Here is a 13464-nt window from a genome sequence, read left to right as displayed (position 1 = left end):
GAGCAGGTCGTCGGTGGATCAACCGCTCAGTGTATTCTTTACGAAAACCCCATCCTTCATGATCAATCGCAGCCGCGCACGATCCTCCAAGATTCGCACGTCGTCGAGAGGGTCGCCGTCAATCGCCAGCAGATCGGCATAAGCTCCTTCTCGCAAGACACCCGCCTCGCCGCCGAGACCCATACACTCTGCACCCATGCGTGTAGCGGCGACGATCGCCTGCATTGAGGTCATGCCTGCCTCAACCATGTAGGCCAGCTCGCCAGCGTTGCGCCCATGGCCGAAGCCGCCAGCGTCGGTGCCCATCGCGATCCGCACGCCGGCCGCGAGCGCCTTTGGAAAGCTTTCGCGTTGGCGCTCGACCAGCCAGCTGGCCTTGCGCGGCATATACTCGGGGAGCATGCCGGGCTGGCGCGTATCGATCTCCAGCACTTTCCGCAGCACCGTGAAGGTTGGCACCAGCCAGGTGCCCTGGCGGGCCATCTGCTCGATCAGATCGTCGTTGATTGCCGCCCCGTGCTCGATGCTGTCGACGCCGGCGTCGAGGCAGATCTTCACGCCCTCGCCGCCATAGGCGTGGCTCATCACCGGCTTGCCGGCCGCATGCGCGGTGTCGACGATCGCGCGAACCTCGTCGACCGAGAACTGGCGCACAAGCGGGCCGCCGATCGGCGTGCCGACACCTCCGGTCGTCGCGATTTTGATCCAGTCCGCGCCGGCGCGAATAACCTCGCGCACCTTGCGGCGGCACGCATCGGCCCCGTCGCAGATGCCGTCGGGGATACCTTGAAGCTTGGGAAAGCGCGAGTCGATCCCAGCCGGCTCGGTGTGGTCGTTGTGCCCGCCAAACTGCGAGAGGATCGTGATACTGATCTTGAGGCGCGGCCCAGGGATGATACCCTGCTCGACCGCGAGTTTCATCCCAAGGTCGACACCCGATGCATCGCGAATGCCGGTGCAGCCGCCCAGCAGCGTATCGTGGAAGACCTGTGCGGTTTTAAGCACCGCCAAGCTCGGCGGGATGGCCGCGCGCTGCTGCATGCTGCCTTCGAGGTCGGCCAGGTGGTCGTGGCAGTCGATCAGGCCGGGCATCACGGTCATGCCGCGCAGATCGAACGACACGGCGCCCGGTGGGCAGCGTAGCTCGCGCTGAGGCGCGACCGCGATGATCGTGCGCCCCTCAATCAGGAGAGCATATGGCTCAGCGGGAACAGGGCCGCCCATACCGTCGATCAGGTGGACGTTGCCAAGGTAGGTTTGGATCGAGTGGTTGGTCATTGGCCTGTGCCAGTTCCATGTAACATCGTAAAATCGTGGACGCCCTGGAACGACAGGTGCCCAGCCATCAGCCCGCCGTCTACGACGTAAAGCTGCCCGCTGATCCACTCTGAGGCATCGGAGGACAGGAACAGCACGGCGTTGGCAATATCCGACGGCTGGCCGAGCCGGCCGGTCGGCAGCTCCTGCAAGTAGCGGTTCTGGTACTCCGACGATAAGTTCATCTCTTCCTTTTGCGCCGCGGTTTCGACCAGGCCAGGCGCGACCGCGTTGACAGTGATGCCGTACTGGCCAAGCTCCATCGCCAGCACCTTGGTCAGCAGTGTCAGCCCAGCCTTGGACGCGCAGTGTGCGCCGCCCTTGACCCGGCCCATCAGCGCCGAGACCGACGAGATGTTGACAATTCGCCCGCGCACTCCCCGGTCGATCATATGACGGGCGACATGCTTGGAGACCAGGAACGGCCCGGTGAGCTGGACGTCGATCTGCCGATCCCAGGTGTCGCGGTCCATCTCGAGCAGCAGCTTGTGGGCGACCACCCCCGCGTTGTTGACCAAGATATCGACCTTGCCGTAGCGATCCGTAGCAGCCTTGACCATCCGCACCACACTGGCCTCGTCGGCAACATCGGTTTGCACGGCCAGCGCCGCGTCGCCGAGCTTGGTGGCCGCGCGCTCGCCAGCCGCGCCGTTGATATCGGCGATCACAACCTTGGCACCCTCGGCCGCGAAAGCCTGCGCAATCGCCAACCCTATCCCATTACCAGCGCCGGTGACGATCGCCACCTTATCGGTAAAGCGCATAGATATCCCTTCCGACCGCTCTTGGCCCAAATCGGGCCGGCAGCCAACTTTATTTTCGACGCAGGCGCGGGTCGAGCGCATCGCGCAGGCCATCGCCCAGCAGATTGATCGAGAACACTGTCAACATAATCGCCAGGCCAGGGAAAAACGCGACCCACCAAGCCCGCTGGAGAAAGCCGCGTCCCTCGTCGAGCATGTTACCCCACTCAGGTGTTGGTGGCTTGATGCCTAGCCCGAGGAAGCTGAGCGTCGAGCCGGTGATGATCGCCGAAGCCATGCCGAGCGTCGCCAGCACGATCACCGGCGGCAGGATGTTCGGCAGAATATGCCGCACAATGATGGTCGCGTCGCGGGCGCCGATGGTGCGTGCGGCCAGCACGAACTCGCGCTCGCGGATGCTGAGCACGGCGCCGCGCGTAATTCGGACATAGTCGGGAATGGAAGCAATGCCGACCGCAATCATCAGGTTAAGCAGGCTGCTGCCGAGGATTGCCACGATTGCCAAGGCTAGCAGAATGCCGGGAAACGCCAGCATCAAGTCGACCATTCGCATGATGATTGCGTCGATGCGCCCACCGTGATACCCGGCCAGCAGGCCGAGCGAGATGCCGAACACTGCTGCGATCAGCACCGACACAAAGCCCACCGGCAGCGACAGCCGGCCGCCCCACAGCACGCGCGAAAGAATATCCCGCCCGAAGCGGTCGGTGCCCATGGGGTGAGCGGCGCTCGGCGCCTCAAGCGAGGTGCGCTGGCTCGCCTTGATCGGATCATACGGGCTGACGATCGGCGCAAGCAACGCCGCCAGCACCATAAGCACGAGGATCGAGCTGCCAACCAGCGCGCTGGTGCTTCGAGCCAGCCGGCGCAGGGCATCCCGCGTCAGGCTGCGCCCTGCCGGCGGCTGGCCTTCGACTTTCGTTTGAGCCCCCAGAGAAAGCTGTGCCATAGTCATTATTAGTACGCAGTGAGCGGCTGGCGCGCTACGGCCACCCGCTCACTAACGGGTATGTACAGGGCTTACACAGTCGGCGTTTTGCCTACAGCAGAAGAGAGTACCAGGTACGTGGTGGGGTTTGGGGGCGGCAAAGCCGCCCTCGAACCTTCCTGTTTGGCTGGTCGCGGCCAGCCAAAAAGAGTGATTTGGAGGGCTTGCGCCCTCCAGGCCGCCCACGCAGGAGAACACCGCGTAGCTCGGGCTATTTATAGCGAATGCGCGGGTCGAGTACGGCGTAGAGCATGTCGACGACCAGGTTCACCAGCACATAAGCCACCGCAGCAAACAGAACTGTCCCTTGGATGAGCGGGAAGTCGCGGTTACCGATCGCCTCGACCGCCAGCCGGCCGATACCGGGCCGCGAGAAGATCGTCTCTGTCACCACCGCGCCGCCAAGCAGCGCGCCGAGCTGGAGCCCCAGCAGCGTCACGGTCGGGATCATGGCGTTCTTTAGCGCATGACGCAGCACGACCCCGGCCTCGGTCAATCCCTTAGCGCGCGCGGTGACGACATACTCCTGGCTGAGCACTTCGAGCATGCTCGAACGCACCAGCCGCGCGAGCGCTGCTGCCGAAGCGAGCCCAAGCGCGATCGACGGCAGAACCAGCCGCTCGAAGCCGCCTTGCCCCGTGGCCGGCAACCAGCCCAGCCGGAACGAGAAGAATAGGATCAGCAGCAACCCGGAGTAGAACACCGGCACCGACACCCCCACCATCGCGAAGCCCATCGCAATCGTGTCCAGCCAGGAGCCGTGGGCTACCGCCGCGATGATGCCGAGCGTCACGCCGACGACGACCGCCAGCAGCAGCGCGACAGCCGTCAGCTCTAGCGTGCTTGGTAGTGCCTCGCGAATGCTGTCGACCACCGGCCGCTGGCTGCGCAGGCCCACGCCCAAGTTGCCGCGCAGTGCGTTCCCGGCGTAGTCGAGGTACTGCACGTATAGCGGCCGATCCAGCCCAAGCTGGTGGCGGATCTCAGCGGCACGCTCAGGCGTGAGCGGCTTGTCGCCGGCAAAGATCTCGACCGGGTCGCCGGGCACCAGGTGCAGCATCGCGAACGTCAGCAGCGAGATGCCGATGAGCACCGGAATGGCTTGAAACAACCGTTGGGTGATATAGCTGATCATTGGCTTCTACCTGCCAAGATGACACAATGCCAAGATCAGCCCATCGTCCGCATCGTGTCATCTTGGCATCGTGTCACCCTGTCATCCGGTCACCGCGTCACTTCTTGATCTGCACGTCGTACAGCCACACGTACGAGGCCAGCGAGTCTAGGTAGTCGCCGGTCACCTCGGCGCGCTTGGCATTGTGAGTGACGGTGTCGACCAACGGTACCACTACCACATCCTTGAGCACCCGCTGCTGCACCTGCGCGTAGAGATCCTTGCGCTTGGCAGCGTCGGTGGTGGCGGCGGCGTCCTCAAGCAGCTTGTCGACTTCCGGCACCTGGTACTTCGCGCGGTTAAACGCATCGACGTTGGCCGAGTGGAAGATTGTTCGCAGGACGTCGGGGTCGCCGTACGAGAACCACATAAAGCCAGCGTCGTACTTGTTCTGCTTGCGTGCTTCGGTGTAGGCGGCGCGCTCAAGCGGCGTGATCTTGAAGTCGATGCCCACGTCGCGCAAGCTGGCCTGGATTGATTCGGCCATGGCCTTGTCGTTCGGCCGCGAGATGATCGGGAAGTTGATCGCCAGCTTCTGGCCGCCCTTCTCGCGAATGCCGTCGCTACCCTCGGCCCAGCCAGCCGCATTGAGGATCTGCTTGGCCTTCTCTGGGTCGAACTGGTAGAGTTGCTGGGTCGAGGCGTCGTAGCCAAAGGTCGGCTGCATGAGTGGGCTGAAGGCGACCTTGTTCAAGCCCTGGAACACCGACTTGTTCAGACCCTCGCGATCAACCGCGTACTCCATCGCCAGGCGCACCTGCGGGTCGTTGATCGGCCCGGTGCTGGTGGTGTTGAGCAGCAGTACGTAGCCCGAGCCAGGCTGGCCCTTCTCGATCGCCACGAACTGCTTGTCGCTCTTGAGCGCCTCGTACTCCAGCGGGTCGATATCGTCGGCGTACTGAACCTCACCGCTCTTGAGCGCGCCGGTGCGAACCGATCCTTCGGGAATGATCTTGAAGATCACTTCGTCCAGGTAGGCCGGGCCGGTGTGCTTGAAGAATGACGAGCCCCAGTTGTAGTCGGGGTTCTTGACGAGCGTAATATGATCCTTGGGCACCCACTCCTTGAACATGAACGGCCCGGTGCCGATTGGGGCGCGCGCGAAGGCTGCCGGGTCCTTCTTCACAGCTGTCGGCGATACGATTCCAAGGTAGCCGTTCAGGTTAGTGAGCAGCGGCGCGTAACCTTGCTTCATCACGACTTTGACGGTGTGGTCGTCGACGATCTCGGTGTGGTCGTACGGCCCAAGCTGGTCGTGCGACTGGCCGGCTTTGGTGGCCGGGTCCATCACCCGATCAAACGTGAACTTAACCGCCTCGGCGTTGAAGGGGGTTCCATCGTGGAACTTGACACCCTGCTTGAGCTTGAACGTATAGGTCTTGGCGTCGTCTGAAATCTCCCACGACTCCGCGAGGCCCGGAACGAACTTGCCGGGCTCCGGCTCCCAAACGAGCGGCTCGCAAATGTTGAGCGTCACGCGGATCGTCGAGTCGAAGTTGGTAACTTGCGGATCCAAGGTGTCGTCCAGGTCGAAGCCCAAGGCGTAGGTTAGCGAGTTGCCGCTACTGCCCGCGGCCGGGGCTGCCGTCGCCGCTGGCGCGGCTGGGGCCGCCGTCGCCGCCCCACTCGCGGCTGGCGCCGCTGTGGCACCACCTGCGCCCGGCGTTGTGGGAGCGCCGCCGCCACACGCGGCTAGTACACCTGCGCCAAGCCCCAGACTCATGACCTTCAAGAACCGCCGCCGGCTCACTCGCTCGTTCCCTTCACCGTTGTCGAAGTTCTTTGCCACCGTTGTGCTCCTTCCGTTAGGGAAATCTGATAGCCTGGCTGGTCGAGAGGAAAGCGTTCACGGACTCTCAATTCCAATACGCGCCCCTTTCTACACTGCGCCGTTGCCTCCGAGTAGGTAAGGTTTCAGCGAAGGCGAAGCTCTGCCTTACACTTTACCCGCTTTGGGTTATGCTGAGCCGTCACGAAAAAAGAGCTACACTCTGCGGCGAGTGCATTCGGCCGTAGAGGAAGCGCAGAAAGTCGCCCTGCCGCTCGGTCGGCACTCGCTCCCAGGCTGGACCTACAGACGCTTCGCCCCACCAATACGACCAGATCAAGGCGCAGCGCTGCGGCGCTTCGATGAACCGCATGCGATTCGCAACCCACCCCTCGCCACCTACTAACGTGTTCTTTCGCAGCCAGTCGGTAACCTGCTCTGGCGCCCAGCCGAGCTGATGCAGCCGCCAGGCCGCAGCAGTGCCGATGCCCGAGCGGTAGCGGGTCATGAGCGCGGCGAAGCGGTCGTCGTCGCCCTCGATCCAGTCCAGCACGCGCAGCCCGTTGTCGGCGATGCCCTCGAATGTGCAGGAGCTGGCGGTATTGACCACTGAGAGCAGCCCGTCGGCGGGCGCCTCGCCATTGGCATACCATGTCTCGCGCAGCTTGAACTGCACATAGTGGCCGGGGTAGCATTCATGAACCGCCAGGTGCTTGAGCGCCGGTCGCGTCAAGATTGGGTCGACGTTCAGCTCGACCGTGCGGGCCAGGTAGTCGCAGCGCGCGTTGAATGGCACGCCTGAGACCGTTTGCACGCGCATCCCGTCCGACTTCGGATCCGGCAGTGCGATCCGCTCGGCAGTGCGATCCCAGGCCTGGTCGAGCAGCTCGTCAAGCACGGCGGGCACCTCGTCGGGCGGCACCCGGTTGCGCGCCTCCCACGCCGCACACTGGGCGCCCAGGTCGCCACTGTAGCCCATTCTGCTTAAAAGCCCGCGCATCTCGGCGCGGAGAGCATCCAGCTCGGCGTCGGAGGCTGGCGCGGCTGGCACGTGCAGGAACTCGCTGATCTGCTCGGTGAATGGCAGAACTCCCCCGCGCCAGCGCAGAAACGCCAGCGTTGAGCGGCACACCTGCGCATAGTACAGCTGCCGATCGGGCTCGGGCAGCGCCTCGGCTCGCCGCCCTAGCTCGCGGAAGCACGACGCTGCCTCTTGATACGAGCCGAATCGCTCCGAGCGCTCCCCGGTGGCCATGTTCACTACAACCAGGCCATCCGCGTCGCCCGACTCGTGGCGGTACAGCGCATCCACGCCGAGCAGCGCCCCGGTGAGGTTCTCGGCGTAGGCCATTGTCGTGTCGCTCAGCATCACGTATCTCCAGCACTATTCCGCATCTGCTCGGCAACGAGTGCCACCGGCACCGAGCCGTACGAGAGCAGCTGGTCGTGGAAGGATTTCAGCTCAAAGCCCGGCCGCGACGACAGCTCGTCGCGCAGCTGGCGGATCGTATCGGTACCCATCAGGTACATCAAGGCTGTCCCAGGAAACATACTGTTCTTGCTCGCCTCGGACTTCGCAGCAGCCGGCGCCATGCCCACACGCTCGCGATAAAACGCGGCGGCCTGGTCGAGCGATAGTCTTCCTGTATGCATCCGGATATCCACCAGCGCGCGCGCGGCCATTCGCAGGCGCGTGTGGCGCTCGGCAAAGCTCTCGAGCGGCGTCAGGAAGCCGACTTCGTCGATTAGCTCAGTGGCATAGCAAGCCCAGCCCTCGGCCATTGTTCCCGCGCACAGCATGGCGATACGCGATGCACAATCCACTGCGGCCATGCGGCCGATCCGCGACTCGGCCCGGAAAGCGTGCCAGTTCTGGACATGGTGGCCGAGCGCGCCGTGGTGCACCACGTGGTTGAGCTTAATGACGCTGTCGTTGTTGGCGCGCAGCAGCCGCTCCTGCTCGTCCGCAGGCATGCCCGGCTCGATCGGCGTCACCAGATACTCTATTTCCGGCAGCCGGTCGAACGGCGCGGGCGAGTGATAGAACAGGAAATACAGGTGCGGGGCCGCCGCTCGCGCCCAATCTGGCCGCGGCACGAAGTGAATCGGGTAGTCGGGCCAGGTCAGCAGCTGGTGCGCATCTGACGTCGTGCGGCAGGCTTGCCACAGCTCGGCATAGCGAGCGTAGTAGCTGTCGACACTCGGATGGATGCCGGCGAGTTGGGCCAGCACCTCTGGCCAGGTTTCTGCCCCAAAGTCGCGCGCGTGCTCAGCCAGGTAGGCTGTGCTGCTAGCAAGCTGCTCCTCGGCGTAGCGCTCGATCTCGTCGATGCTCTGGGGCAGAAAGTGCCCGCGCCGCACCAGCAGATCCAGCGCCTCCGGCCCAGCGGCGTAGCCGTGGTGGTCGCCGTGGCCAGGCATATCCTTAAGAAACACCTCAAACTCCTGCACCGCCGCCGCCGCTTGCTCGGCCGCGCGCACGAGCCGAGCCGAGTGCTCGCGGTGCTCGCGAGCTAGGTGCGCAACCCCGTCGTCGAGCAACTTCCGTAGCCCCACGCACTCGTCGAGCCCGCGCTCGGCCCAGTTTGCCGGCGTGTCGCGCAAGGTCGCGCGGCCCTGCTCGAGCAGGCCGGGAATCGCCTCTATGCGCGCGACTGCGGACTCCAACCGCTCGCCAATCGGGGCAAACGGCCGGCGAAGCAGGCTGATCACGCCAAACGCAGCCTCGCCGGTGAAGGCGCTCGGGTTGCGCCAGGTGTAGCGGCCGTCGGCAAGCTCCCAGCGCTGGATCTCCAGAAACCCTTCGGCCAGCCGGCGGTCAAGTGCCTCTGCCTCCGAGAGTGATTCCGCAGGTAGCGCGCGGAGCCGGGCCAGCAGCGCCTCGGCGTCCGCCAGAGTATCGCCAAGCCCCTGCTGCGAGAAATCAGGCAGGCGCTTGTCGTAGTCGTGCACTCCGACAAACGTCGCGCTGACCGGGCGGTGCCGGTAGTACGAGGTGAAGAAGTCGTCCAGCCAGGTTGTGAACGCGGGCGCGTGTGTCATTGTTCGTTCTCAGGGCCTGTTTGAACAGTCTGAAGCCTATCTCTGATCATCGTTCCAGCGGCAGATCGACCCATCGTCGCTCGTGGAACGAGCGCTCGACCGCGTTGATCGTCTCTTGAACCCAGGCGCCGTCGGCAAAGTTGCCCTGATTGCGATCACCACCGGCTAGAATCTCGTCGATGAAATCCTTGACCAGATTGGCGTAGAACAGGCTCCGCCACGACTCGCGCGGGTGACCGCCGGCCGGGTAAAACTGCTGAGGTATCTCAACCTGCTTGAACTCGACGTCGTCGGGGGTTGCGATTTTGACCGTCTCGGCCACGCCAAACTCCTCGACCAGCCGGCAGATAATCGCGCCGCGCTCGCCGTAGATCCGCGCCTCGATGCCGGGGTAATTGCCGATCGTCACAAAGCTGGTCTGGATCGAGCCGATCGCGCCGTTGGCATACTCGCCGATAAAGATATCGCCGTCGTCGATGTTCATCCGCATCATCTTGCCGGTCGCGCGCACAACGCGCTCGGGGATGAAGTTGCGCATGGTGCCGACCACGCGCGTGTAATCCGCGCCGACCCACCAGTGGCCGATGTCGATCACCGGCGCGCCGTAGCCTTCCAGCGACGACGTCTGGATCGTCGATTGGTCGGCCTCATGATCGACCTGGCGCAGCGGGTTCTGTGGATCGAGCCACTGTGAGTTTTGTTCATAGCCGTTGAAGATAAACGGCTGGCCAACGAAACCCTCGTCGATGAGCGATTTGGCGTACAGCACCCCTGGGCTATAGCGGAAGGTAAAGCCCAGCTTGGTCTTCAGCCCTTTCTGCTTAGCTAGGGCGGCGGCCTGGAGCGTCTGGCGGAAATCGTAGGCGACCGGCTTCTCGCAGAGCACGTGCTTGCCGGCCTCGAGCCCGGCCATGGATAGCTCGAAGTGCGTGGCCGAGGGCGTGACCACGTCGATCACGTCGATATCGGGACGCCCAACCAGCGCCTGCCAATCATCGGTCGATTCCGCGACGCCAAACTTCTGGGCGAAGTCGCGTGCTAGCTCAGCACGAACATCGCAGATCGCCACCAGCTCGCAGCGCGGGTCACGTAACCAGCCGGGGATATGGGCGTGCTCGGCCCAAGCACCAGCCCCAAGAACCGCTACTCTCAGCTTGCTCGATGTCATGAGAAGGTTTCTTTCTGCTCATCGGAGCGTAGGCGCACATACAGCTACGGCTACCGCCCGCACCCTCGTTTTATGTGGCTTTCGTAGAGGGTTGAAAGTCGTCGAGATATGATGCCGACAGTGTGCCGGTGATTTGTTGGATAAGCTCGTTCCGTACAGCCAGCTGATCTTCAATACCGACGTAGTGATCCAACACGCCGCGCTTGGCGATATCGAGGTCGCCAGAAGCGATCGCGTCGAGCAGGCGCTCGTGGAATGCCGCCACATCTTCGATCTGGGCGTGCTGCTCTTCCAAGCCGCGCAACACGAGCGCGCCAATCTGCCCGTTCAAGCTTGACCATAGCTCGATCAGCCGCCGCGAGCCCGAGGCCTCGACCAGCGGGCGGTGGAACGCCAGGTCGATCTGAATAAGGCGCGGAACGTCGTCTGGCAAGCGGCAGCGGCGGATCTGCTCAACACAATCAGACATGCGTTTGAGCACGCTGCCATCGATACGCTGGTAACTAATGCCGACGGCGAAGCTTTCGAGCAAAGCGCGGTTGTAGCACAGGTCGAGTGCATCTTCGCGTGACAGCCGCGTAACGAAGGTGCCGCGCCGTGGTTCGCTTACAACATAACCTTGGCGCTCCAGCATCAGTAGCGCCTCGCGCACGGTTGTCCGGCTGACCTTGAGATGGTCGGCGAGCTTGATTTCAATCAGACGGTCACCCGGCCGCATCTTGCCCGATAAGATCGCCTCCTCTAGGCTGCGGTAAACGTCGTCGACCAAGCGACTACGGCTGGGTTGCCGAAGCTCGAGCCCATCTTCAAGCATATGGGACCTCGCCAGAAAATATAGGGAACGTAGTAGGGAGAGAGAAGTCGGCAGTCGATTGTCGACAATTCTAGTCCAACCGCAGCGCTTTGTCAATAGCCGGTTTATAGCTTCTAGGGCTTACGCAGTTGCACTGTTCGGCTTCAGGAAGCCGAGAAATTGCCTTCGGCAGAGCACGCCAACTGCGTTTGTCCTAAGTGTCTATCCGTAAATGGGGAGGGGGTGGACAACGAGACGTAGCCGCCCGACAATACTGGTGCGAATCGGTATCGTCAGAAAGGCTACGCCATGCGCTATCCTAGCACAAAACCGAAGAACGTTGACTACTTTCGTGTGCCACGCCCGCTGTGGCGCAAAATCAAGCGCTTGCTCCCCAAACAACCGGTCCGTCGTGGCCCGGGACGACCGAGGGCTGACACCCGCGCGATTATCAATGGCATCTGGTATGTCCTGTGGACCGGCTGCCAATGGAAAGCCGTCCATCGTTCGTGGTTTGGCGTTTGCAGCTCGGTCATCCACGACCGCTTTCAAGTCTGGGAGCAGCAAGGCCGCTTCGCCAAAATACTGGAGGTGCTGCTACGCTTTTACAACCGCACGCGCCACATCCAGTGGACCTGGCAATCGATTGACAGCCGTAGTGGTGCGGCGCCACTGGGCGGCCAAGCGACTGGAAAGAATCCGACCGACCGTGCGCGTTCAGGCAGCAAAATCCACCTGGTGGTCGATCAGCGCGGTGCACCCATCGCCGTGCGGATCACCGGGGCAAATGCAGCCGACAAAACGATGGTGCGCGAGCTGGTGGTCACGATTGCGGCGAAACGACCGACACAGCAGCAACACTTCTGTGCCGATCGCGGCTATGACTACAGTGATGTGCATACCTTTGTCCTGGAGAGCGGCTATACGCCGCACATCAAACATCGGCGACGACGCGGCGAAGCGGCTGCGCCGGCTGGTGACGTGCCAGGCGAAGCTGGTTTTCCGGCGCGGCGGTGGGTGGTTGAGCGCACCTTCAACTGGTTACTCAAGCGCCGCAGCCTGCGCACCCGCTGGTGTAAGAAGGCCAGCAATTGGTTAGCCTTGGTGCAACTTGCCTGCGCCCATATTTTGTGTGACATGGCAATTTACGGATAGACACTAAGCTGCTTTAGGCTGCACCGTCGCACAAGTGCGCAGCTGCGTAATACCAAATTCGCTTGGTTACTTACACTCTGGTGGGGGTTTGGGGCGGCTTCGCCGCCCCGCGCTTCGTATTATGTTGCACGGCGTGGCTTCGCCACGCCGTGCAACATAATCTATACGTGATCAAGCGAACAGCGTATGACAATCAAGGGTTTAGATCGACCACGTCGCCGCTGGCGATAAAGATCACCCGCTCGGCGATGTTCGTGGTGCGGTCGGCGATCCGCTCGAGGTTGTGCGTCACAAACAGCAGGTCGACCGCGCGGGCGGTGGTGCTCGGGTCGTTCTGGATCAGCTCGATCAGCTCGGCGCGCATGCGCGTCACCAGCTCGTCGACCGTGTCGTCGGCGTTGCTCAGCCCGCGCGCGGCATCGGCATCGACGTTCACATACGCGTCGAGCGCGCTGCCGAGCATGTTGATCGCCTGCTCGGACATCTGCGGGATCTCCAGCAGTGGGTTCACCAGCGGCTGGTTGCTGTTGCGCACGGTGATCTTGGCGATCCCTTTGGCGTAGTCGCCGATGCGCTCGAGCTCGCTGGCGATCTCGATCGCCGCCACCAGCTGGCGCAGGTCGCGCGCCATTGGCTGCTGGGTCGCCATCACTACCAGCACGTGCTCCTCAAGCCGGTACTGCGCCTGGTCGATCCGCTCGTCGTCGGCGATCACCTGCTTCGCCGTCGCCACGTCCTGCTGCCGCAGCGCAGCGATCGCCTTGGTTATCGACACAATTACCATCTGACCAAGCGCTCGGAGTTCGGTATGAAGCCCTTCAAGTTGCTGAATATAATGCTCGCGTGGCCGCATGGTCTTCCTCCTCTTGGCATCGGCGAGGGCACGGCGCCCGGCTACTACCCTATTGTATCACGCAAGCGCGGATCATAGTTTCTTCACGCGGCGGCGCGCCCGCATTCCAGATTTGGTCTTCCCAACAGCCTATGACCGCATATAATATAGATAGAACTTCCCAGCTCGAGCACACTGAGGGTAGTGGGGCCACGCGCGTGTATCGCAGGGCCGCGGGCAGCCATGATCTCGGCGTTGGACTGCCCAGCTACTGCGGCGCGGCGAGGATCTGCTGCCCGCGCAGTGCGCCTGGCACCTGGGCCGCGCAGCTGTGGCCAGAGCCGGCACTTTTGTATCCATAGCGGAGCTACTGAGCCAGCGCTTCGGGCGATCGGCACCAGACCAGCTGCAAGCGCATTCGCAAGAATACGCGGCAGGCAAGCAGAGCGCCACGTTTACACAT

General features: G+C 62.9%; 11 protein-coding genes. 1 reads left to right on the top strand and 10 read right to left on the bottom strand.

Going from position 1 to position 13464, the window contains the following annotated elements:
- Positions 1–18 precede the first annotated feature (18 nt).
- The 9 genes from U0177_RS02260 to U0177_RS02220 all read right to left on the bottom strand — a co-directional run bounded on the left by U0177_RS02260 (position 19) and on the right by U0177_RS02220 (position 10990).
- Entirely contained in the window at positions 19–1278 is a 1260-nt protein-coding gene (locus U0177_RS02260; protein WP_409568953.1) for an amidohydrolase family protein, read from the bottom strand.
- The gene (locus tag U0177_RS02255) at positions 1275–2081 is read right to left on the bottom strand and encodes an SDR family NAD(P)-dependent oxidoreductase (protein WP_409568952.1); all 807 of its coding nucleotides are present in this window, start codon (positions 2079–2081) and stop codon (positions 1275–1277) included. Before U0177_RS02255 ends, U0177_RS02260 begins: the two co-directional genes overlap by 4 nt.
- 49 nt (positions 2082–2130) lie before the next feature.
- Positions 2131–3030, bottom strand: a complete 900-nt coding sequence (gene nikC / locus U0177_RS02250; RefSeq protein WP_409568951.1) for a nickel transporter permease — start codon at positions 3028–3030, stop codon at positions 2131–2133.
- Between the two features lie 250 nt (positions 3031–3280).
- On the bottom strand, positions 3281–4204 hold the full coding sequence (gene nikB / locus U0177_RS02245; protein WP_409568950.1) for a nickel ABC transporter permease: 924 nt from the start codon (positions 4202–4204) through the stop codon (positions 3281–3283).
- A gap of 97 nt (positions 4205–4301) precedes the next feature.
- Positions 4302–5759 (bottom strand): ABC transporter substrate-binding protein, encoded by a 1458-nt coding sequence (locus tag U0177_RS02240; RefSeq protein WP_409568949.1) that lies wholly within the window; start codon positions 5757–5759, stop codon positions 4302–4304.
- Between the two features lie 454 nt (positions 5760–6213).
- Positions 6214–7380: a hypothetical protein gene (locus tag U0177_RS02235; RefSeq protein ID WP_409568948.1), complete on the bottom strand. Its 1167-nt coding sequence runs from the start codon at positions 7378–7380 to the stop codon at positions 6214–6216.
- Positions 7380–9053, bottom strand: a complete 1674-nt coding sequence (locus U0177_RS02230; RefSeq protein WP_409568947.1) for a DUF885 family protein — start codon at positions 9051–9053, stop codon at positions 7380–7382. The genes U0177_RS02235 and U0177_RS02230 overlap by 1 nt, the downstream gene beginning before the upstream one ends.
- 46 nt (positions 9054–9099) lie before the next feature.
- Positions 9100–10221, bottom strand: coding sequence for a Gfo/Idh/MocA family protein (locus U0177_RS02225; protein WP_409568946.1), 1122 nt, complete (start codon positions 10219–10221; stop codon positions 9100–9102).
- A 70-nt stretch (positions 10222–10291) separates the two neighbouring features.
- Positions 10292–10990, bottom strand: a complete 699-nt coding sequence (locus tag U0177_RS02220) for a GntR family transcriptional regulator (protein ID WP_409568945.1) — start codon at positions 10988–10990, stop codon at positions 10292–10294.
- A gap of 333 nt (positions 10991–11323) precedes the next feature.
- Here U0177_RS02220 and U0177_RS02215 point away from each other — a divergent pair, with 333 nt between their 5' ends.
- Positions 11324–12169 carry an IS5 family transposase gene (locus tag U0177_RS02215; protein WP_409568944.1) on the top strand — a complete coding sequence of 282 codons (846 nt, stop codon included), beginning with the start codon at positions 11324–11326 and terminating at the stop codon, positions 12167–12169.
- 193 nt (positions 12170–12362) lie between these two features.
- On the opposite strand, the gene phoU is transcribed toward U0177_RS02215, so the two are convergent.
- A complete protein-coding gene (phoU, locus tag U0177_RS02210) occupies positions 12363–13022 on the bottom strand; it encodes a phosphate signaling complex protein PhoU (RefSeq protein WP_409568943.1) in 660 nt (219 codons plus the stop codon).
- Positions 13023–13464: the final 442 nt, after the last annotated feature.

Source organism: Kouleothrix sp., from assembly GCF_046328425.1.
In the GTDB taxonomy this organism is placed as follows: domain Bacteria; phylum Chloroflexota; class Chloroflexia; order Chloroflexales; family Roseiflexaceae; genus Kouleothrix.
The sequence above is the reverse complement of the archived record's forward strand: the minus strand, read 5'-3'. Positions and strand labels throughout refer to the sequence as shown.